The following is a 21,544-nucleotide window of genomic DNA, read 5'->3' on the forward strand; positions in this document are numbered from 1 at the left end:
AGTCAGGCCAGCGCCAGCAGCACTTCGTTGCGGCGGAGCGGCGGCGGGATCATCGGCGAATTGTAGAACGCGAATTCGGGGTCGCTGGGAACCGCCTGTTCGCCGTGCCGCTCGAGCCATCCGCGGAGACGATCCTCGGCCGCTTCGAGCCGGTCGTCATGGGCGGTTCCGTGGAAAGTCGCCGCGCCGACCCGGCGCGCGGGAAGGTCGACGATGGTCACGCCCTCGGGCGGAGCGGGCGGATCGGTGAGGTCGGCCGGAAGCACGAAGCGCACCCGCCAGCCGCCCTCGACCTCGTCGTCGAACATCGGCGGATCGCTCGCCATCGGATTGCCCGAATCCTGCAGGACCGGCGCGGTCATCGCGATCTTCTCGCCCTCGCGCGACTTGGCGAAGATATAATCGGCGAGGATCTGGAAGCCCTTGCCGAGCGCCTCCTTGCGCGGGCCAGCGACGATGGTCTCGGCGACCTTGATCGCGGGATAGGCCCGGATCTGGAGGTCGCCCTCACTGACCAGCACGCGATAATCGGGCTGCGGGGTCGCCTTCTCGCGCAGCACGTAGGCGATTCCGAGACCTACCAGGGCGCTTGCCGCGACGGCCCCCGTCGCCTTCCAGTTCACTTTCATCGTCGTCGTCTCCATCCCCCTCACAAAGGTTCAGGCCGCCGCCTGTTCCCGCGCCTTCGGATAGTCGGTGTAGCCCTCGGGACCCGCCGTGTAGAAAGTGGCGACATCGGGCGTGGCGAGCGGAAGGCCGTAGCGCAGCCGATCGACGAGGTCGGGATTGGCGATGAACGGCCGCCCGAAGCTGATCGCGTCGGCGACGCCCTCAGCGAGGCGGGCTTCGGCGCTCGGCCCGTCATAGTCGCTGTTGAGGATGATCCCGCCCTTGAAGAAGGGGCGAATGTCGGGGCTCACCGGATCGGCGTCGGAGGCCGCAAAGGTCGACTGCGGACCCGGTTCGCGCAGCTCGAGCGCGGCAATGCCGAGCTCTCCGAGCATCTTGCCCGCCGCGACGAACAGCTGATGCGGTTCGCTGTCGTCGCAGCCCTGGACCAGCCCGAGCGGGCTGAGACGCACCAAGGTGCGGCCGGCGCCGGCCTCCGAGATCAGGGCTTCGGTCGCCTCGCGAAGGAAGCGGAGGCGGTTTTCGATCGACCCGCCATAGTCGTCGTCGCGCAGGTTGGTCCCGTCGCGCAGGAATTGGTCGACCAGATAGCCGTTGGCGCCGTGGAGCTGGACCCCGTCGAAGCCGGCGCGCAGTGCATTGCGGGTGGCGGTCGCATAATCGCCCATGATCCGCGCGATGTCGTCGGCGGTGAGGGCGCGGGCCTCCTCGTACGGCTTCTTGCCGTCATAGGTATGCGCCTTGTGCGGCGCGGTGGTCGCGCTCGCCGAGACGGGCTGGAGACCGGTCACGCTCGAATGGACCAGCCGGCCCATGTGCCACAGCTGGGCGATGATCTTGCCGCCGGCCTCGTGCACCGCCTCGGTCACCGGCTTCCAGCCCTCGACCTGCTCCTCGGTCCACAGGCCGGGCGCATTGGGCCATCCGAGGCCCTCCCGGCTGATTCCGGTGCCCTCGGAAATGATCAGTCCCGCGGCGGCGCGCTGGCGATAATATTCCTTCACGGTCGCGGTCGGAATGCCCCGGGGGCCCGAGCGGCCACGGGTCAGCGGCGCCATGACGATGCGGTTGGCGAGCTGGATGTCGCCGAAGGTGACGGGGTCGAAGAGCTTGGTCATCAATGGTCCTTGGCCGGATGCGGGAGCACGGGTCGCGATGTAGGTGCGCGATGGCGCCTCGCCAACAAGAAGCGCGGGACCGGCCATAAGCCTGGCTGATGAGGGACCTGAATCGCAACGGGTGGACGATTCTCCTCCTCTCGCTACGGAAGGCAGGGTGAAGAGCTATCCCGCCCGCGCGTTCGTCGCCTTGCTCGTCGGCAATGTCGCACTGGCGTTCGGCCCGTGGCTGGTCCGGCTGAGCGAGGTCGGTCCCTCGGCGGCGGGCTTCTGGCGGCTGGCGCTCGCCCTCCCCTTCCTGGTCGTGCTGGCCAGGGCGATGGGGCAGCCTGCGGCCTGGCCCGGGCGCGCCGCTGCGCTGGTGATCGGGGTCGCGGCTTTCTTCTTCGCCGCCGACCTCGCCGCCTGGCATGCCGGGATCCACCTCACCAAGCTCGGCAATGCGACCCTGTTCGGCAATGTCGCGAGCTTCGCTTTCGCCGGCTGGGGCCTGTGGCTGGCGCGCTCCTGGCCGACCGGGCGGCAGGGCCTGGCGCTGCTCCTGGCCGCGATGGGCTCGGCGGCGCTGATGGCGAGCAGCGCCGAACTCAGTCCGCGCTTTCTCCACGGTGACCTCCTCGCGCTCCTCGCGGGGCTGCTCTACGCGGGCTATTTGATCGCGATCGAGCGGGTCAGGGGCACGCTCCAGCCGCTGCCGGTCCTGATCCTCGCCAGCGCGTTCGGCGCGGCGATGCTGCTTCCCTTCGCGGCGGCGACCGGGGAGACGATCATTCCCGCCCAATGGACCCCGCTGGTCCTGCTCGCGCTTGGCAGCCAGGTGATCGGGCAGGGCTGTCTCGTCTACGCGCTGGGGCAGGTCCCGCCGCTGGTCGTGGGCCTCGCGCTGCTGACCCAACCGGCCGTATCGGCAGCGATCGGTTGGCTGGTCTATGGCGAAGTCATGACGCCACTCGATTTCACTGGCGCGGCCGCCATCGCCCTCGCGCTTGTGCTGGTGCGCTTGCAGGAGCGGCCCGCGCCCCCCAAGTCGGTGACCGCATGAGCGAGATGATCGAATCACCCGTCGCCGCCGCGCGGCTGAAGCTGGCCCTGGCGATCGGCGAGAATGCCGCCTTCGACGGCTGGACCGCCGCTGCGGTCGAAGCTGCGGCTCTGGCCGAGGGCGTCGACCCTGCGGTCGCGGCGCTGGCGGTTCCGACCGACCCGGTCGGCCTGATCCAGCTCTACGGCGAGGGCGTCGATGCGGCGCTGGCCGAGCGGCTCCCGCCCGATCGCCTTGGCGCGATGAAGATCCGCGAACGGATTCGCAGCCTCGTCTGGGAACGGTTGCAGATCCAGGAGCCGGCGAAGGAAGCCATCCGCCGCGCGCTCGCGATTCTCGCCATGCCGCAGAATCTGGCGTCCGCCGCGCGTTTTTCGTGGCGCAGCGCCGACGTCATGTGGCGCATGGCCGGCGATACGGCGACCGACTACAATCACTACACCAAGCGGACCATCCTCTCCGCGGTCTACGGCTCGACCCTGCTCGCCTGGCTGCAGGACGAGAGCGAGGGTTCGGCCGACACCGCGGCCTTCCTCGACCGCCGGATCGACGAGGTGATGCGCTTCGAGAAATGGAAGGCCGGGATCGGCAAGCGCGAGATGCCGAGCCTGACGCGCTTTCTCGGACGGCTGCGCTACCCGCCCCGCTAGGACGATTTGTCCACTGGACGTGCGCAGCTGTTATTGATAATCAATCGCAGCAATGACCGCTCAGCCCACCCCCGCTGACTTTGCCCTCGCCCTCGACGAGCTTGCGCTCGGTCGCTCAGGGCGAATCGCGACGGTCGACTGGTCGCTGCTCGGGGTCAGCGAGGCTGCCCGGCTCCGTCATTTCGGATTCGACTGCGACGTCACCGTGGAGCCGCTTCATACCGGTCCGCTCGGGCGCGACCCGCTGGCGGTTCGGGTCGGGCGCATGACGGTGGCGATTCGCCGGGCCCATGCGCGGGCAATTCGCGTCATTCCCGCCGCCTGAGCGGACGGTGGCCTGACATCAGCCAGAACGCCCGCCCGTGACCCTGCCCGTTCCTCTGGTCGCCGTCGTCGGCAATCCCAATGCCGGCAAGAGCGCGCTCTTCAACGCCTTGACCGGCGCGCGGCAGAAGGTCGGCAATTATCCCGGGGTCACGGTCGAGCGGAAGAGCGGCAAGCTGCTGCTCGGCGATGGCCGCCCGGTCGAACTGGTCGATCTCCCCGGCGCCTATGGGCTCGATCCCTCCAGCCCCGATGAGGCGGTCACCCGCGATGTCCTGACCGGGGCGCAGCTCGGCGAGCGAAAGCCCGACGCGCTCATCGTCGTGCTCGACGCCTCCAATCTCGACAATCACCTTCGCTTCACGCTCGAGTTGCGCAGCCTCGACCTGCCGATGGTCGTCGCGCTCAACATGGTCGACATGGCCGCGCGCGACGGGCTGGTGATCGATCCCGCGGCGCTGTCGGCCGAGCTCGGCGTGCCCGTGATCGAGACCGTCGCGGTCCGCCGGCGCGGTATCGAGGCGCTGCGCGAGGCGCTCGGCGCCCGGCTCGGCACCACCGCGACCCCGGTTCCCCAACCCGAATCGCTGGCCCGCGAGGCGCGCCGCATCGCCGCTGCCGCGGTGCTGAGCGAGGCGCCGGTCCGTCGCTGGACCCACCGTCTCGACCGCTGGCTGCTGCATCCCTTGGTGGGACCGCTGATCCTCGCCTTGGTGATGTTCACCATGTTCCAGGCGGTCTTCGCCTGGTCGGAAACGCCCGTCGGCTGGCTCGAGAGCGGGATCGGGGCACTGGGCGCAGCGATCACCGAGCGCCTTCCCGACGGCGTGCTTCGCTCGCTGCTGGTCGACGGCATCATCGGCGGCGTCGGCGCGGTGATCGTGTTCCTGCCGCAGATACTGATCCTGTTCCTGTTCATCCTCGCGCTCGAGGGCACGGGCTATATGGTCCGCGCCGCCTTCCTCATGGACCGGCTGATGAGCCGAGCGGGGCTGTCGGGGCGGTCGTTCATCCCGCTCCTGTCGAGTTTCGCCTGCGCGGTCCCGGGAATCATGGCGACCCGCACCATCGACAATGAGAAGGACCGGCTGACCACCATCCTTGTCGCGCCGCTGATGACCTGCTCGGCCCGGCTCCCGGTCTACACGCTCGTCATCGCCGCCTTCATCCCCAACCGGCAGGTCGTGCCTGGCGTGGGTCTCCAGGGGCTGGTGATGTTCGCGCTCTATCTCGCGGGAATCGTCGGGGCGCTCGGCGCCGCGCTGATGCTGCGCCGCACGGTGGCGCGCGGGGCCTCGTCCTTCTTCATGATGGAATTGCCCAAGTATCAGCTGCCCGCGCTCAAGGACGTGGCGCTGGGGCTGTGGCAGCGGGCGGTGATCTTCCTCAAGCGCGCCGGCGGCATCATCCTCGTCACAACCGTCGTCCTGTGGGCGCTGGCGAGTTTCCCCAAGGCGGGACCCGGCGAGCAGCAGAGCGAGGTTTCCATCGCCGGCAGGATCGCCAGCGGAATCGAGGTCGTCGTCCGCCCGATCGGCTTCAACCACGACATCGCGCTGGCGCTGCTGCCCTCGATGGCCGCGCGCGAGGTGGCGGTCAGCGCCATTGCCACCGTCTATGCGATCGACCAGGCCGACGAGGCACAGGCCCAGCAGAGCCTCGCCGAGCGGCTGGGCAAGAACTGGCCCCTGCCGACCGCGCTCGCTTTCCTCGCCTGGTTCGTCTTCGCTCCCCAATGCGTCTCGACGATTGCGGTGACTCGGCGCGAGACCAACGGCTGGAAATGGCCCGCCTTCATGGTCGGCTATCTGTTCGCCCTGGCCTATATCGCGGCGGGCGCAACCTACTGGACGGCGGTCGCGCTCGGCCTATAGCTGCTCCTCGAGAAAGAGGAGTTCGAAGAGCATGGCGGGCAGCGTCAACAAGGTCATCCTGATCGGCAACCTGGGCAAGGACCCCGAAGCGCGCAGCTTCCAGAACGGCGGCGAGGTCGTGAACCTGACCGTCGCCACGTCGGAGAACTGGAAGGACCGCGACGGCAACCGCCAGGAAAAGACCCAGTGGCACAATGTCGCGATCTTCGCCGAAGGGCTCGGCAAGGTCGCCAAGAATTACCTGAAGAAGGGCAGCAAGGTCTATCTCGAGGGCCAGCTGGAGACCCGCAAGTGGCAGGACCAGAACGGCCAGGACCGCTACACTACCGAGGTCGTGCTGCGGCAGTTCAATTCGACGCTCGTCCTCCTCGACCGCGCCGAAGGCGGCGGTGGTGGTGGTGGCGGCTTTGGCGGCAGCCGTGGCGGCGGGTCGAGCTACGACGACGGCGGCTTCGGCGGCGGTCGCGGCGGTTCCTCGCCATCCTTGAACCGCCCCGCCCCGGCCGCGTTCGACGACCTCGACGACGACGTTCCCTTCTAGGGTTCGTTGCGTCCCTTGAGCGCTGCCAAGGCGGCGAAGGGGCCGGCTTCGGCCTCGCTCAGCACGCCGGCTTCGCGCAGGGCATCCTCGGCGCCGGCGCTGCGCGGATAGGGGTCGAGGCTGAGCGCCAGTTCGTCGGCCAGCGCCTGGCCGAGGTCGATCTCGCGGCCGTCGTGGAAGATGACGTCGCAATCTTCCTCGCTGAGCTCGATCTCCTCGTCGGGATCGACACTCGGCTCGGGCCGGAACAGCAAGGCGAAGGCGGTGTCCACCTGCCCCGCGACCGGGTCGCCCGAGGCGACGCAGGCCTGGGTCACGCTGGCGCGCAGCCGGCCTTCGGCGCGGACCTCATCGCCGTTGCGGGTCAGCGTCGCCTTGGCCTCGAATCGATCGAGCCCAAGGAGATTAAGCCGCTCGGCGATAGCGGCGCGCTCGGCCTCGTCGGTGCTGAGCTCGAGCCGCTGGCCGTCGCGCAACGTGGCGAGGGCGAGATGATGGGCGAAGTCGGCGGCGGGGCTCATGGGAGAATTCCTTCGATCAACGCCTCGTCGCTGCGGCCCTCGAGCCCTCGCCAATAATGCCTGAGTTCGGTGACGCTGTGCGCCAGCGCGTCGTCCGAAGGGATCTTCTCGCGATAGAGCGAGCGGCCGGCCACCGCTTCCCAGCTCTCCGCCCCGTCGATCGCGCGGCGCCACGCTCCGACCCGGCCGCCCAGCGCGCCGACGAGACTCCCGACCTTCTTGCCCATGACCGGATCGCCGACGCCGTCCTGGCGCAGCTGCGAATCCATGTCCTCGACGAAACATTCGGTCAGCGCGACGCTCGCCTTGCGCGACGCGTCGCCGCCGCGCTCGAGCCGGAGGTCGGTCAGCGCAAGCAGGGTCGCAAGCACCGAGAATCGCCCCTCCATCGTGTCGGGCGCCTGGCCCGCCAGGTACCAGTGGGGCTGGCGCGCCTTGGCGACCACCTGCTCATAGAGCGGTCGAGCCACATTGGGCTCGCTGCGGAACAGCCGCATCAGCGACTTCATCTGTCATCCTCCGTTCAGCCGATCGACCGCACTTGGCGTTGTCGCGCACAGCCGATATTGAGCGCGGCGAGAACCGGCGCAAGGGCGGCGGCACCCGGAGCATATGTCAGTGACCAGCATTCGTCTTGCCTCTCTCGCCGCGATCGTCGCGATCGGCCTCACCGCGGGCGGCTGCGCCGGCTATCGCGAGAGCCGCGGCTACATCCTCGACGAGCAGCTCGCCTCGGCGGTCCAGGTCGGCACCGACAACAAGACCAGCGTCGAGAAGACGCTCGGCCGGCCGACCTTTACCGGCCAGTTCAACGACAATGAGTGGTATTACGTCAGCCGGAACACCTCGACCTTCGCGTTCCGCAATCCGAGGGTGACCCAGCAGACCGTGCTCCGCATCCGCTTCGATGCCGCGGGCAATGTCGCCGCGGTCGAGCGCACCGGCAAGGAGCAGATCGCCTCGATCGATCCTTACGGCAAGACCACGCCGACGCTCGGCCGCCGCAAGAGCTTCTTCGAGGAATTCTTCGGCAACATCGGGACCGTCGGCGGGGTCGGTACCGCCGGCCAGGGCGGACGCGGCCAGTAAGTTTCTGCCGGGCCGGCGCCGGCCCGGTTGGTGTTCGCGCCAGTCTGTCCTAGAGCCGCGGCATGACCGCGCACCCGGCCGGCATGACCTATGCCGATTACCTCCAGCTCCCGGCCCTGTTGTCGGCGCAGCAACCCTTGTCCGACCTGCATGACGAGATGCTGTTCATCGTCATCCATCAGACCAAGGAGCTGTGGCTCAAGCAGATGCTCCACGAGGTCGACCTCGCGGTCCGGCTGATCGAGAGCGACGAATTTGCGCCGGCCTACAAGGCGCTCGCCCGGGTCAGCCGGATCCAGTCGGTGATGACCCTGTCGTGGGACGTGCTCGCGACCATGACCCCGGTCGATTATTCGCGCTTCCGCCACGTGCTCGGCACCTCGTCGGGCTTCCAGTCGGCGCAATTCCGCGAGCTCGAATATCGCTTCGGGATCAAGGATCCGCGCTACCTCGACTATCAGGAAGGCGGCAGCGAAGGCCGCGCCCGGCTCCAGGCCGCGCTCGACGCGCCGAGCCTGTGGGACGCCGCCGACGCCGCCCGCGCCCGCGCCGGGGCGGCGAGCTGGCTCGAGGTCTATCGCGATTCGGACCGCTGGTTCGCACTCTATCAACTGGCCGAGAAGATGGTCGACATCGACGACGCGCTCGCCGGCTGGCGCCACACGCATTTGCTGACGGTCGAGCGGATCATCGGCGACAAGATGGGGACGGGCGGCTCGGCCGGCGCCAAATATCTCGCCTCGACCCTGACCAAGCGCGCCTTTCCCGAACTGTGGTCGCTGAGGACCGAGCTGTGAGCTTCAAGCCGCTGTTCGCCAAAAGCCTCGGCGCAGCGCCCGGGCGGCTGCACATGGCGGCGCACAGCCACCATCTCTGGCCCGATGCGAGCTTCGCCGGACAGGTCGAATGCTGGGACGACGCCGCCCGGCTGGCCGACCGCAAGTGGGACCGGATCATGGGCGAGCTGTGGCCCGCAGCGCAGCGCGAAGTCGCCGACGAGCTCGGCACCGGCGACCCCTCCGCGATCGTCTTCGCCGGCAATACGCACGACTTCCTCGTCCGCCTGTGGTCGGCGGCACCGCGTCGCGCGGGCGGTCCGCTGCGCATTCTCACCACCGACGGCGAATTCCACAGCGCGCGGCGGCAATTCGCGCGCTGGGTCGAGAGCGGCGACATCGTGCTGACCGCGCTCCCTGCCGATCCGGTCGACACGCTGGCCGAGCGGCTGGCGGCGGGCGCCGGCGAGGCCGACCTCATCCTCGTCAGCCAGGTCCTGTTCGGCAGCGGCCGGGCGGTGACCGGGCTTGAGCGGCTGGCAGCCTTGTCCCGGCCCGAGGGACCATGGGTCGTCATCGACGGCTATCACAGCTTCATGGCGGCCGAGCGGCCGCTGGGCTCGCTCGGCGAGACCTGCTTCTTCCTCGCTGGCGGCTACAAATATGCGATGTCGGGCGAGGGCCTTGGCCTGATGCACTGCCCGCCCGGCTTCGGCCCGCGTCCGCCGATCACCGGCTGGTATGCCGAGTTCGAGGACCTGTCGCTGTCCCCGGGCCAGGTCGGCTATGCCGCCGACGCGATGCGGTTCATGGGCGCGACTTTCGACGCCTCGGCCATTTACCGCTTTCTTCACGTCCGCGCGATGCTGGCCGAGCAGGGGCTTACCACCGCCCGGATCAGCGCTCGGGTCGCCGAGCTCAAGGCCCTGCTGCTCCCCATGCTTGCCGACACGGTCTTTGGCGAAGCCGAGCTCCTCAATCCGCCCGGCACCGTGATGGACGCGCGCTTTCTCGCCTTTCGTCATTCCCGAGCGGCCGAGTGGCAGCGGCGCCTCGTCGAGGCCGACTGCATCACCGACGTGCGCGGGGACGTGCTGCGGGTTGGCCTTGGCCTCTACCATGACGAGGACGACCTCGAACGCTTCGCCGCGCTGGCGAAGGCGCTCGCCTAGCGCGGCTTCAGGCCCTCGCCGAGCAGGCGGTTGGCCGCCTCGGCGACCACGGCGCTGTCCTCGCGGCCCCAGACTCCGAAGCGAAGGCCGAGGAAGACGTTCATCCCCATGATCGCCCAGGCGCGGACCTCGGCTTCGAGGGGATCGCGCGGCGCGCTCATGGCACCGGTCGCGCTGCCCTCTTCGAGCCGCTCGGCGATGCGGGCGGCGGTCGATTCATAGTGACTTCGAAATCCCGCCGGGTCGACGAACTCGGCCTCGTCGATGATCCGATAGACCTGCTGGTGCTCGCCGACGAAGGCGAGGAAGGCGGCGAGCGCCTTTTCCTCGCTCTGAAGCGTGCCCCGGCCATCGGCGAATGCCGGCGCCACCGCGACCCGGACCTGCTCGGACATGTCCCGCACCAGCGCGCGGAACACTTCCTCCTTGCTGTCGAAATAGGTGTAGAAGGTGCCAAGCGCGACCTTGGCGCGGCGGGTGATGTCGCCGATCCCGGTGTCGGAGAAGCCGCGATTGCCGAACTCGGTACGGGCGGCGTCGAGGATCTTGCGCCGGGTCCGCTCGCCACGCTGGGTGCGGGGCGACTTGGCGCTGCCGGCAAGCGGCGCTGCATCGGTCATCCGCTCGGCCAGCGCATCGCTCGCCACCATCGCGACGTCGCCATCAGGTCGCCCGCTCGTCATCCTGCTGCCCACCCCGACGGCCTGCTCCGTAGCACCCCTGCCACGGTCCCGCACCTGCGTCCGCGCCGATCTTACGTCGACTTGAAAGGTGATTCAACTTTCAGTATCCGACTCGTCATGAGCGGCGCTGCCGGCAAGTAGGTCCGGCCGGTCTCGCCGCACGAGGGGGAGTCCTGATCATCATGCGCGCATCCATCATCCGTTCGGCCCTGTTCGCCTCGGCCGCCCTGTTCGTCGCCATGCCGGCCGCGGCGCAGAGCGCCGAGCAGACCAACCAGGAAGCAGCCAAGCAGCCGCCCGCGCCCGAAGCGACCGGCGCCGCCGACAACGAGGGCAAGGATTCGGGCGAGGGCGACATCGTCGTCACCGCCCGCCGCGTCGAAGAAAATCTCCAGCGCGTCCCCGCCTCGGTCTCGGCCTTCAACGAGCGCGCGCTCGACCGGCTGCAGGCGACCGACACCACCGGCCTCCAGGGCGCGGTCCCCAACCTCAACATCGTCCAGGGCCGCGGCTCGTCCAACGCGACCAACATCTTCATCCGCGGCATCGGCCAGCCCGACGCACTCCAGACCTTCGATCCCGCGGTCGGCGTCTATGTCGACGACGTCTATCTCTCGCGGATCCGCGGCAACCAGCTCGACCTCCTCGACGTCGAGCGGGTCGAGGTGCTGCGCGGGCCGCAGGGCACGCTCTACGGCAAGAACACCATCGGCGGCGCGATCAAGTTCGTCTCCCGTCGTCCGGGCCAGCAGGCCCGCGCCAACATCCAGGCGACCATCGGCAGCTATGGCGAGGTGACCCTGCGGGGGGCCGCCTCGGGTCCGATCACTTCGACCCTCGCGGCCGGAATTGCGGTCCAGCAGGGCTCCACCGATGGTTTCGTCAAGGACCGCGTCCTCGACCGTCGCTACAACAATCGCGACGGCAGGGGCGTCCGCGGCACCCTCGCCTTCACGCCGAGCGAGAAGGTCCGGATCGACCTGACGGGCGACTACAGCAAGGACGACGCGCGTCTCAACGTCGGCCGGCCGCTCAACAATCTCGTCAGCGCCTTCGGCGTGGTGCTTCCGGTCAGCGGGATCACCGGCTCCTATGACTGGACCGCGCGGACGACGGCGACCACGCCCAACTCGACCCGCCTCAAGCATCGCGGCCTCGCCGGCACGGTCGCGGTCGATCTCACCGACGCCCTGACCTTCAAGTCGATCACCGCCCAGCGCTGGCTCGACACCAAGGACTTCATCGATATCGACGCGACCGAATGGCAGGTCGGCGACGTCTATGTCGGGGTCGACCAGAAGCAGTTCAGCCAGGAATTCCAGCTCGCCTACAATGGCGGCCGGTTCAGCGGCGTCGCGGGCCTCTATTATCTGAAGGAGGACGTGGCCTCGCACCAGGAAGCCTATGCCAACGACTTCCTCCGCTTCAGCCTGCTGCTGCCGCCGATCACCTTCCTGCGCACGATCGACGACGACCTCACCACCAAGAGCTACGCCGCCTACGCCAACGGCAGCTACGAGATCGTCGACAATCTCCGCCTCTCGGCCGGCATCCGCTTCACCCGCGAGAGCAAGGATTATTACCGGCAGACCTCGACCTTCTCGTCGAGCCCGCTGTTCACCAGCCTGACCCCGTTCGTGTTCGACGTCTACGGCAAGTGGCACGACACCTCGCCAATGGTCAGCCTCGACTGGCAGGCCTCGCCCGCGACGCTCGTCTATGTCCGCGCCGCCAAGGGCTTCAAGTCGGGCGGCTTCAACGGCCGCGCCAACTCGGCCGCCGAGCGCACCGCCTACGACCCCGAGAAGGTCTGGTCCTACGAGGGCGGGGTGAAGACCCGCATCGGCAGCCAGCTGCGCTTCAATGCCGCGGTCTTCTGGAACGACTATAAGGACTTCCAGGCGCGCGTGACCGGGGTCGACGAGGACGCCTCCTTCCCGGGCCTGCCCGCGCCGCGCCTGTCGGTGCTCAACGCCGGCAAGCTCCGGATCAAGGGCGCCGAACTCGAAGCGACCTGGACTCCGGTCGAGCGGCTGCTGATCGACGCCCAGCTCGGCATCCTCGACGCCGACTACAAGAAATTCACCGACCTCCGTTTCCCGGGCGGCAGCCGCGCCTTCCAGGAGCCGGCCTTCGCGCCCAAGCGGACCTTCCGGATCGGCGCGCAATATGGCTTCGACTTGGGCTCGGCCGGCAGCATCACGCTCGGCGGCCAGTCGCGCTACCGCAGCCGGACCGCGCTGGCGGTCGACAGCACCTATGTCGTGGGCAATGTCGGGACCACCAACATCGTCCCCGGGCTCTTCCAGAAGGCCTATTGGCTCTACGACGCCCGCGTCGTTTGGGACGACCCGTCCAAGCGCTTCTCGGTCGGGGTCTATGGCAACAACCTGACCGACAAGGCCTACAAGACCGACGCGCAGGAATTCTCGAGCGTCGGCCAGATCCGCACCGTCTATTACGGCGCGCCGCGGACCTGGCAGCTCAAGCTCACCGCCCGTTACTAGTCGCATCGGCGGCACGGGACGCTTGGAACAGCGAGCGTCCCGTGCCACCACCTCCACCATGACCGCCGCAGCCCGCGCCGCCCCGCGCTCTCCGAACCTCGTCCTGTTCTTCCTGCTGCTGGCCTACATCCTCAATTTCCTCGACCGGCAGATCCTCGGCATCCTCGCCGCGCCGATCCAGGCCGACCTCAAGCTCACCGACAGCGAATTCGGCACCATCGCGGGGATCGCCTTCGCCATCCTCTATTCGGTGCTCGGCGTGCCGCTCGCGCTTCTGGCCGACCGGACCAGCCGCAGCTGGGTCGTCACCGCCAGCCTCACCGTGTGGAGCGGGTTCACCGCGCTCTGCGGCACCGCGACGGGCTTCTGGCAGCTGTTCCTCTACCGCCTCGGCGTCGGGATCGGCGAAGCGGGCGGCGTCGCCCCCTCCTACGCCATCATCAGCGACTATTTCCCGCCCGAACGCCGTGCCCGCGCGCTCGGCATCTATTCGCTCGGCGTTCCGCTGGGCCTAGGCGGTGGCACCATCATCGGTGCCTATCTCGCCGCCAATTTCAACTGGCAGACCGCCTTCTTCGTCATGGGCATGATCGGCCTCGTCCTCGCGCCGATCCTCAAATGGGTCGTGCGCGACCTGCCCAAGCCGGTCACGGCCACGCCCGCCGAACGCCCCCGCGCCGGCACCGTCTTCAAGACGCTCGCCGCCAAGCCGACCTTCTGGCTGCTCGCCTTTGCCGCCTCGATGAGCTCGCTGGTCGGCTACGGCCTCGCGCTCTGGACCCCGTCGATCCTCATCCGCAGCTTTGACCTCAGCCTGATCCAGTCGGGCCAGTTCATGAGCTCGCTCCTGCTCATCGGCGGGACCGCGGGCGTGTTCGCGGGCGGTGTCCTCGCCGACAGGCTCGGTCACCTCGACCGCAAATGGTATGCGCTGCTGCCCGCGATCGCCTGGCTGGTCACCGCACCCTTCTTCCTGTTCGGCTTTCTCAGCCCGAATCTCGCGGTCGCCTGGCCGCTGCTGCTGATCCCCAATGCGCTCAATATCCTCTGGCTCGGCCCCATCACGACCGCGGTCCAGCATCTCGTCGCGCCGGCCCAGCGCGCCACGGCGGCGGGCTTCTTCCTCCTGATCAACAATCTCATCGGACTGGGCGTGGGCCCCAAGCTGATCGGCGCCATCTCGACCCATCTGAAGACCAGCTACGGCGCCGAATCGCTGCGCTACGCCGCCATGGGCGTGCTCGGCTTCTACCTCGTCGCCGCGCTTCTCGCTTGGATCGCAAGCCGGCGGATGGATCGTGACTGGATCGAGGAAGATCGTTCCGCCTGAGCGCGGAAATCTGCCATTCACCTTCGGGCGACGAAGCGACTGTAACGCTTGGTGAATTCAGGAACGAACCGCGTCGGCGGGCCGTTCAACGCTCCCGAAAGGAGCTCTCCGATGAGAAAGAGCATGATTCTGGCTGGCGCCGCGGCGCTGGCAATCACTGGTCCCGCCATGGCGCAGGGCAAGGGCCACGGCGGCCCGCACGGCGGCGGCGGCGGTGGTCCCGCCAAGATGGAGCGCGGTGGCGGCGGTGGCGGCCCCAAGATGCAGCGCGGCGGTGGCAACGGCGGCGGAATGGCGATGCGCGGCGGCGGTGGTTCGCAGCGCGCCGAACGCCAGGCGATGCGCGGTCCCGAGCGCGCGCCCAGGATGGAGCGCGGTTCAAAAATGGAGCGCGGTCCCAGGATGGAGCGCGGCCCGGTCCGCGAGGTCCGTCGCGACGCCATGCGTGGTCCCGAGCGCAAGCTCGAGCGCGGCAACGGCCGCCCGGTCGAACTTCGCCAGGCCGGACGCGAGCTTGAGCTACGCGGGTCCGACCGGCGGATTGCCGAGGTCGTCCGGGGCTCGCGTTTCTTTAGCAATCCGACCGTTTTCCAGTCGGTCCGCCAGACGGGCCTCGTCGACGGCTGCCCGCCGGGCCTCGCGGCCAAGAACAACGGCTGCCTGCCCCCGGGCCAGGCCCGCAAGCTGGTCGGCGCGGTCGCGCCGGTCGCACTCGGCTCGGCGCTGCTGCCGCCGCTCTACCGCAGCTGGTACCCGGACAATGACGATTATTACTACCGGACCGGGGACAATTACGTGTACCGGATCGACCGCGATCGTAATTATGTCGACGGCTACTGGCCGCTCTACAACGATTACACCGGCGCTTATTACGTCGGCGCGGCCTATCCGCAGGACTATCTCGGCTATTACAACGTGCCGACCCAGTACCAGCCCTGGTATGCCGACAATAGCGATTACTATTATCGCTACGGCGACGGCTCGATCTACCAGGTCGGTCGCAACGACGGCGTGATCGATGGGATCGTGTCGCTGCTGGCCGGCGGGTTCGGGATCGGCCAGCCGATGCCGGCGGGCTACGACGTCTATAACGTGCCCTACGCCTATCGCGATCGCTATGCGGACACGCCGGACGCCTGGTATCGCTACAACGACGGCTACATCTATCAGGTCGATCCGACCACGCGCCTCGTCCAGGCGATCGTGGAGACCCTCGTCTGATGCGCGGCGTCGTTCCCCTCGCAAGCCTCGCCCTGCTGCTCGCCGCCTGCGGGCAGCAGGGGGGCAACGGCAATGCCGCTCCCGCTGGCTCGACCGAAAGCAATCTCTCGACCGCGACCGCGGTGCCCAAGGATGACCTCGGGGCCCTGCTCGGATCGCAGCCGCGGCTGGCCGGGCTGATCAAGGCGGCCGGGATGGAGCCGATCCTCTCGGGCAAGGAGCCTTACACGCTCCTCGCGCCGACGGACCAGGCCCTCGACGCGCTTCCCGCCGGGACGCTCGAGCGGCTGCAGTCTCCTGCCGGCAAGGCCGAGCTCACCGGGCTGCTGCGCCATCATATCCTGCCGGGCACGATCCTCGTCGCCGACCTCGCGCGAGCGGTGGAGAGCGGCGGCGGCAAGGCCACCCTCGCGACCATGGCCGGCGACCCGCTCACCGTCACCAAGGAAGGCAATGTCTTCCGAATTGGTGACAGCGGCTCGGGCGGGGCGCGCTTCGTCGGCGACGAGCGTCCGGCCCGCAACGGCGTCATTCACCCGATCGACGCGGTGCTCCCGCTGCCCGCGGCGAAGTAACGTATCCAATTCGGAGGAGGCCGCGAAGACAACTTCGCGACCCTCCTCCGATGCGGACGTTTCACCGCTGGAACGAACGCAGCGGATCGGAAACCCTCCGGCAGCCGGATTGCTGGAGTGAACCGACATGTTTCGCGCCCTGCGCGCCGCCGCGACAACCGGCCTGCCCCTTCTCCTCGCTTCCGTCCTCACCCTTGCCCTGGCGCTGTCCGGGATCCTGCTGACCGCAGAGGGCGGACGGATCGCCATGCTGTGGCTCGCCAATGCCGCGCTCATTGCCCTGCTGCTGATGCGCCCCCGCCGCGAATGGGCGGGACTGATGACGGCGGGGGGCCTCGGCTACGTCGCGGCCAATCTCCTGTCGGGCGACGGCCTTCCGCTCGCCATCGGTCTTGCAGGCTGCAATCTCGTCGAGATCGCGATCGTCGCCTGGTCGTTCGTTCACTGGCACCGCGAGCCCGTGCCGATCGTGTCGGTCGCCCAGCTCGAAACCCTCGCGCTGCTGGCGATCAGCGCGCCCTTGGTGTCGACCGCGCTCGCCGGGCTCGTGCTTGCGCTGGCCGGGGCGGGCGCGAGCATCGCCGCGCTGTCGCACTGGTACGTCGCCGACATGCTGGGCATCATGATGCTGCTGCCGGTCGCGCTGTCCGTGGTCGCCCGCCAATCGCTTCCCGGCCCCGTCTCCGCGCGCGGCCGCGCCGGGCGGATCGAATTCGCCCTCCTGCTCGCCCTGATCGCGGTTACCGGGGCCTGGGTCTTCACGGCCAATGCCGAATTGCTGTTCCTGACGACTCCGGGGCTGGTCCTCGCGGGCCTTCGCTTACGTCTCCACCAGGCCACGCTCGCGGTCGCGCTCGCCTGCGCGATCGCGGGTGCCGCGACGCTTCTTGGCCATGGCCCGCTGAGCGCCTTGTCCGTGAGCGAGAGCTCGCGGATGTTCCTGTTGCAGGCCTATATGGCGACGGCGGTCATCCTCGTGCTCCCGATCGCGACCCTGAACGAGCAGCGTGGACGCACGGCCGCCACCCTGCGCCAGCGTGAGGAACATTACCGCCTGCTCGCCGACCAGAGCAGTGACCTCATCCTCCGCCTCGATGCGAGCGGTCACGCCCTGTTTGTCTCGGGCGCCTCGCGGCGCCTGCTCGGCCTCGAAGAGCAGGCCTTGCGCGGTCCCCTGCTGCTCGAACGGCTGTTTCCCGATGATCGCCAGCGCCTCCTCGCCGCCATCGGCCGGACAGTTCGTTACGGCCATGCGGTCGCCTGCGTCCGACTGCGCAACGCGCGTGGCGGCTATCGCTGGATGGAGGCGCACACCCGTTCGGGCTCTCTTCACCATGAGGAAAAGGCCGAGGCGCCGCTCCCGACCGGAGAGCCCGGTGTCCTGTCCCGCGACGAGCCGGCAATCATCGTCGCCACGCTGCGCGACATCCACGAGCGGCACAATGCCGAGCGGCAGGCGACCGCGAGCGCGGCGCGTATCCGGGAGGCCAATCACCTCCTGAGAATGGCCGAGGAACTCGCCTCGCTGGGCCATTGGGTGTTCGATGCCGACCGCCGCGAACTGCTCTTCTCCGAGGAAGCGGCGACCCTGCTCGGCTTCGCCCAGCTCACTGCCGATCCGGCCGAGGCCCTCGCCCAGGTGGCGCAAACCGACCGCCGGCTGCTCCTGCGCGCCCTCGCCAAGGCCCGGCGCCGCCTGACCCCAATCGAATGCGTCGTCCGCATGCGCTCCGAGGGCGCGCCGCGCACCTTCCAGCTGCGGATCCAGCGCAAGGACGAGGATGGCGACGGCAGCGGCCTGTTCGGGGTGGTCAGCGAAATCACCGACAAGCTTCGCGCCGAGCAGCAGCTGGTCGCCGCGTTGCACGAAGCCCGCTCGGCCGCCGCGTTCCGAAGCCAGTTCCTCGCGACGATGAGCCACGAGATCCGCACCCCCATGACGGGGGTGCTCGGCATGATCGAGCTTCTGGCGGGCGATCCCACGCCGAGCGAACGCGATCTCTACCTCGAGACGCTGCACCAATCGGCCGACCTGATGATGGCGGTGCTCAACGACATTCTGGACTTCAGCAAGGTCGATGCGGGACGCCTGACGATCGCCGAGGAGCCCTTCGAGATTGGTGCCACCTTGCTCACCACGATGCGCCTGTTCGACCACACCGCCTCGACCCGCGGCCTGTCTCTGCACTTCGAGGGGTTGCCTACGGAGGAGCTGTGGCTGCGCGGGGATGCGCTCCGGCTCCGGCAGGTGCTCAGCAACCTCCTCTCGAACGCGATCAAGTTCAGCAGCGAGGGCACGATTCGCCTGCGCTGCGCGATCGAGGAGCGCGGCCCGGCGAAGCGGGCACTTCGACTGTCGGTCAGCGACCAAGGCATCGGCATCCCGCCAGACCTTCTCGAGCGCCTGTTCGAGCCCTTCGTGCAGGGCGAGACCCCGGCCGCCGAGACCGGCACCGGCCTCGGTCTCGCGATCAGCGGCCGGCTGGTCGCCGCCATGGGCGGGACCATCACGATCGAGAGCCGTGAAGGCCAGGGCTCGACCTTCACCGTGGCCGTGACCTTGCCGCTCGCGGCGCCGTCCCTCCCGGCGCAAACCCAAGAGACCCGTGATTCGGCCCGCTCGCTCGACATCCTTCTCGCCGAGGACAATCCGGTGAACCAGCTGCTCGTGACCGCGCTGTGCAAGCGTCTGGGGCATCGGCTGACCGCGGCCGGGGACGGCGAGATGGCGGTGGCAACCGCGGCGACCCGCTGCTTCGACCTCATCCTGATGGACATGCAGATGCCGCGCTGCGACGGCCTCACCGCCGCCGAGCGCATCCGTCAGGGCGGCGGCCCCTCGGCGCAAACCCCGATCATCGCGCTGACCGCCGATGCGGGGGCGGTGAGCAGACCCAATTTCGCCCACGCCGGGATCGACTCGGTGCTGACCAAGCCGGTCGACAGCCGTCTCCTCGGAGCAACGCTGGCGGACGTCGCCAGCGGACGCGTCAGGCGTGGTGTCCCACCTCGAAAACTCTCCGTTCCGACCAGCCTCGACGGCCGTGCGCTCGAGGAAATGCGGACCTTGCTGGGTGATGCGCGGCTGGACGAACTGCTGTCCCTTCTCGCGGGCGAGCTCGAGCAACGCCCCCGCATGGTTCGTGAGGCGCTTGCCGACCGGGACTTCGAGCGGGCCGCCGCCGAGGCCCATAGCCTCAAGGGCGCCGCCGCCAATCTGGGCGCAGGGCAGGTCGCCGAAGCCGCGCGGCTGCTCGAAATCGCGATTGCCGCTGCCGCTTCCGGCGAGGCACGAGGGGTCACTCCCGCCCTTCGTCGCCTCGCCGGCGCCGTCAGCAAGACCCAGCAGGCGCTTGCGGCGGTGCCACGCTCCGCGAACGTCCTCGCCGTCGAGGCCTGAACCCGCCGCAATCCCCCTTCCCCGGGCCCCACTCGCCGCTATAACGAGCCGACACATTTGCCGGGCGGACCCCTTCGAGGGCGGCCGCCGGGCGCCGGGGCAAAGGACTGAGCAGCTGCGATGAAGGCGACGATCGAACGAGCCACCCTCCTCAAGAGCCTCAGCCACGTGCAATCCGTCGTCGAACGGCGGAACACCATTCCGATCCTGTCGAACGTCCTGCTCGATGCGCGCGAGGACGGCTCGCTGCGGCTGATGGCGACCGATCTCGACCTGCAGGTCGACGAGACCGTGCCCGCCAATGTCACGACCGCCGGCGCGACGACGGTGTCGGCCCACACCTTCTTCGACATCGTCCGCAAGCTGCCCGAGGGCAGCCAGGTCGAACTGAGCGCCGCCGACGGCAAGATGCAGGTCGTCGCCGGCCGCGCCCGCTTCAATCTCTCGACCTTGCCGCGCGACGATTTTCCGGTCATCGCCGAGGGCGAGCTGCCCAGCAGGTTCGAGCTTCCGGCCGCGACGCTGCGCCAGATCATCGACAAGACCAAGTTCGCGATCAGCTCGGAAGAGACCCGTTATTATCTGATGGGCATCTTCCTCCACGTCGCCGACGACATGCTCAAGGCCGCGGCCACCGACGGCCACCGGCTCGCGCGGGTCACCGTGCCCAAGCCCGAGGGCGCCGACGGCATGCCCGATGTGATCGTGCCCAAGAAGTGCGTGCTCGAGCTTCGCAAGCTCCTCGACGAGGTCGAGGGCACAGTCGAGGTCTCGCTCTCGGCGACCAAGATCCGCTTCGTGCTCGGCCATGCGGTGCTGACCAGCAAGCTGATCGACGGCAGCTTCCCCGACTACAACCGGGTGATCCCGACCGCGAATGACAAGCTCCTCAAGCTCGACCCCGCGAGCTTCAAGGCCGGCGTCGACCGCGTTGCGACCATCGCCAGCGAAAAGACCCGCGCGGTCAAGATCAGCCTCGACCGCGACCGCGTCACCCTGTCGGTGACCTCGCCCGAGAACGGCCTCGCCACCGAGGAACTGGCCGCCGACTACAGCGCCGACGGGCTCGAGATCGGGTTCAACGCGCGCTATCTTCTCGACATCCTGTCGGAGATCGATGGCGATACGGTGGAGGTCCACCTCGCCGATGCCGCCGCGCCGACCCTGCTGCGCGAAAACGACAAGTCGAGCGCGCTCTACGTCCTGATGCCGATGCGGGTCTGATGGTTGTCGCTCCCCTTCGCGAATGCGTCGGGGAGCGAACCGTCGATCGATGGCGGGAGGGTCAGTCGACCCGAACGAAGCGGGTGCTCTCCATCTTCGCTGCGTCGGCGCCTGGCCAGACGATCGTCTCGGTCATGCTGCGCCCGTCCTTGGCGACGGTATAGACGCGGGTCGATACCGGCTGGCCTGCCAGCCGGAGCGTCATCACGAGCGAGTTGGCCGCCGGCTGGCGAAGGGCGACGCTGTCCGCAAAGCCGAGATTGCCGCTGATCGGCACGGGAACGCCGTCGGGCGCGGCGATCGACCTCCCCTGCTTGGTGCTCCCGTCGGGCGCGACGATCTCGACCGCGGTCGACCAGCGGCGATCTTGTCCCTGGAAGAAGGCGATGACGACCCGCTGGGGCCGTTCCTCGGCGGGGATCCCGGCGACGTCGAGCATCCAGTGACCGGCGATGCTCGGGCCTTGTGCGGCGGACGCAGCGGCGGGGTGGAAAAGTGCCTGCCGTTCGGCAGCGGGGGGGGCGAGGACCAGGCCCAATCCGGCGAGTGAGGTGACGATCAGCATGGCGGCAATTCCTTTCGATGCTGGACGCCCGGACGATCCGGGTTGGCCAGGATCGTTCGCCGAGACGGCCGCGACCGGAAGATCGATATTCCTGTCCCAATTTTCCTGGTCGCGAAGGCGGCGCGCGAGCTCGCGGCTGCTGCCCACGCCCGTCTTGCGCCGGGCTTCGCGCAGGCGTTCGTGGATCGAAGCTTCCGAGCGGCCGAGCTCGACGGCGATCGTCTTGACGGTATGGCCGGCGGCGAGCAGCCGGAGAACCTCGAGTTCCCGGTCGTTGAGCTCGGCGGGCGGGCGCACGGCGT

At 68.6% G+C, this 21,544-nt stretch carries 20 protein-coding genes; 14 read left to right on the forward strand and 6 right to left on the reverse strand.

The genetic code is table 11. The features are described from left to right. Positions 1-2: 2 nt before the first annotated feature. Together BS69_RS0109625 and BS69_RS0109630 are read right to left on the reverse strand one after the other, a co-directional pair. On the reverse strand, positions 3-629 hold the full coding sequence (locus BS69_RS0109625) for an SOUL family heme-binding protein (RefSeq protein WP_029941739.1): 627 nt from the start codon (positions 627-629) through the stop codon (positions 3-5). Between the two features lie 30 nt (positions 630-659). After that, complete coding sequence (locus BS69_RS0109630) at positions 660-1,748, reverse strand: alkene reductase (protein WP_029941740.1); 1,089 nt, start codon at positions 1,746-1,748, stop codon at positions 660-662. A gap of 157 nt (positions 1,749-1,905) precedes the next feature. Between BS69_RS0109630 and BS69_RS0109635 the strand changes: the two genes are divergently transcribed. Genes BS69_RS0109635 through ssb form a run of 5 tightly spaced genes read left to right on the forward strand, consistent with a single transcriptional unit; the run spans position 1,906 to position 6,179 of the window. Next, positions 1,906-2,790 (forward strand): DMT family transporter, encoded by an 885-nt coding sequence (locus tag BS69_RS0109635; RefSeq protein WP_029941741.1) that lies wholly within the window; start codon positions 1,906-1,908, stop codon positions 2,788-2,790. Continuing rightward, on the forward strand, positions 2,787-3,440 hold the full coding sequence (locus BS69_RS0109640) for a COQ9 family protein (protein ID WP_156956987.1): 654 nt from the start codon (positions 2,787-2,789) through the stop codon (positions 3,438-3,440). The genes BS69_RS0109635 and BS69_RS0109640 overlap by 4 nt, the downstream gene beginning before the upstream one ends. A gap of 52 nt (positions 3,441-3,492) precedes the next feature. Beyond that, positions 3,493-3,765, forward strand: a complete 273-nt coding sequence (locus BS69_RS0109645; RefSeq protein WP_029941743.1) for a FeoA family protein — start codon at positions 3,493-3,495, stop codon at positions 3,763-3,765. Between the two features lie 37 nt (positions 3,766-3,802). After that, positions 3,803-5,638: a ferrous iron transporter B gene (gene feoB, locus BS69_RS0109650; protein ID WP_245605134.1), complete on the forward strand. Its 1,836-nt coding sequence runs from the start codon at positions 3,803-3,805 to the stop codon at positions 5,636-5,638. A gap of 31 nt (positions 5,639-5,669) precedes the next feature. Beyond that, positions 5,670-6,179, forward strand: a complete 510-nt coding sequence (gene ssb / locus BS69_RS0109655; protein WP_029941745.1) for a single-stranded DNA-binding protein — start codon at positions 5,670-5,672, stop codon at positions 6,177-6,179. On the opposite strand, the gene BS69_RS0109660 is transcribed toward ssb, so the two are convergent. Next, positions 6,176-6,700 carry a YceD family protein gene (locus BS69_RS0109660; protein ID WP_029941746.1) on the reverse strand — a complete coding sequence of 175 codons (525 nt, stop codon included), beginning with the start codon at positions 6,698-6,700 and terminating at the stop codon, positions 6,176-6,178. The genes ssb and BS69_RS0109660 overlap by 4 nt on opposite strands. Further along, positions 6,697-7,209 carry a ubiquinol-cytochrome C chaperone family protein gene (locus tag BS69_RS0109665; protein WP_029941747.1) on the reverse strand — a complete coding sequence of 171 codons (513 nt, stop codon included), beginning with the start codon at positions 7,207-7,209 and terminating at the stop codon, positions 6,697-6,699. The genes BS69_RS0109660 and BS69_RS0109665 overlap by 4 nt, the downstream gene beginning before the upstream one ends. A 103-nt stretch (positions 7,210-7,312) precedes the next feature. On the opposite strand from BS69_RS0109665, the gene BS69_RS0109670 reads away from it, so the two are divergent. The 3 genes from BS69_RS0109670 to BS69_RS0109680 all read left to right on the forward strand — a co-directional run bounded on the left by BS69_RS0109670 (position 7,313) and on the right by BS69_RS0109680 (position 9,737). Beyond that, positions 7,313-7,789 (forward strand): outer membrane protein assembly factor BamE, encoded by a 477-nt coding sequence (locus BS69_RS0109670; protein ID WP_029941748.1) that lies wholly within the window; start codon positions 7,313-7,315, stop codon positions 7,787-7,789. Positions 7,790-7,851: 62 nt separating this feature from the next. Next, complete coding sequence (locus tag BS69_RS0109675; protein ID WP_029941749.1) at positions 7,852-8,586, forward strand: tryptophan 2,3-dioxygenase; 735 nt, start codon at positions 7,852-7,854, stop codon at positions 8,584-8,586. Further along, a complete protein-coding gene (locus BS69_RS0109680) occupies positions 8,583-9,737 on the forward strand; it encodes an aminotransferase class V-fold PLP-dependent enzyme (RefSeq protein WP_029941750.1) in 1,155 nt (384 codons plus the stop codon). The genes BS69_RS0109675 and BS69_RS0109680 overlap by 4 nt, the downstream gene beginning before the upstream one ends. Here BS69_RS0109680 and BS69_RS0109685 read toward each other — a convergent pair. Beyond that, complete coding sequence (locus tag BS69_RS0109685; protein WP_342665813.1) at positions 9,734-10,420, reverse strand: TetR/AcrR family transcriptional regulator; 687 nt, start codon at positions 10,418-10,420, stop codon at positions 9,734-9,736. The two genes, BS69_RS0109680 and BS69_RS0109685, sit on opposite strands and share 4 nt — an antisense overlap. A 182-nt stretch (positions 10,421-10,602) precedes the next feature. Between BS69_RS0109685 and BS69_RS0109690 the strand changes: the two genes are divergently transcribed. From BS69_RS0109690 to dnaN, 6 genes are all read left to right on the forward strand, one after another. Then, positions 10,603-12,927 (forward strand): TonB-dependent receptor, encoded by a 2,325-nt coding sequence (locus BS69_RS0109690; RefSeq protein WP_029941752.1) that lies wholly within the window; start codon positions 10,603-10,605, stop codon positions 12,925-12,927. Between the two features lie 58 nt (positions 12,928-12,985). After that, positions 12,986-14,257, forward strand: coding sequence for a spinster family MFS transporter (locus tag BS69_RS0109695; protein ID WP_029941753.1), 1,272 nt, complete (start codon positions 12,986-12,988; stop codon positions 14,255-14,257). 111 nt (positions 14,258-14,368) lie between these two features. After that, positions 14,369-15,478 (forward strand): hypothetical protein, encoded by a 1,110-nt coding sequence (locus BS69_RS13740; RefSeq protein ID WP_156956988.1) that lies wholly within the window; start codon positions 14,369-14,371, stop codon positions 15,476-15,478. Further along, positions 15,478-16,053 (forward strand): fasciclin domain-containing protein, encoded by a 576-nt coding sequence (locus BS69_RS0109705; RefSeq protein ID WP_051676673.1) that lies wholly within the window; start codon positions 15,478-15,480, stop codon positions 16,051-16,053. Before BS69_RS13740 ends, BS69_RS0109705 begins: the two co-directional genes overlap by 1 nt. A 127-nt stretch (positions 16,054-16,180) precedes the next feature. Then, on the forward strand, positions 16,181-19,453 hold the full coding sequence (locus BS69_RS13745) for an ATP-binding protein (protein WP_051676674.1): 3,273 nt from the start codon (positions 16,181-16,183) through the stop codon (positions 19,451-19,453). Positions 19,454-19,573: 120 nt separating this feature from the next. After that, entirely contained in the window at positions 19,574-20,677 is a 1,104-nt protein-coding gene (dnaN, locus tag BS69_RS0109715; RefSeq protein ID WP_029941757.1) for a DNA polymerase III subunit beta, read from the forward strand. Between the two features lie 61 nt (positions 20,678-20,738). Here dnaN and BS69_RS0109720 read toward each other — a convergent pair whose 3' ends face one another. Beyond that, positions 20,739-21,539: a helix-turn-helix domain-containing protein gene (locus BS69_RS0109720; RefSeq protein WP_245605135.1), complete on the reverse strand. Its 801-nt coding sequence runs from the start codon at positions 21,537-21,539 to the stop codon at positions 20,739-20,741. Positions 21,540-21,544: the final 5 nt, after the last annotated feature.

The organism is Sphingomonas astaxanthinifaciens DSM 22298 (genome assembly GCF_000711715.1).
Taxonomy (GTDB): domain Bacteria; phylum Pseudomonadota; class Alphaproteobacteria; order Sphingomonadales; family Sphingomonadaceae; genus Sphingomicrobium; species Sphingomicrobium astaxanthinifaciens_A.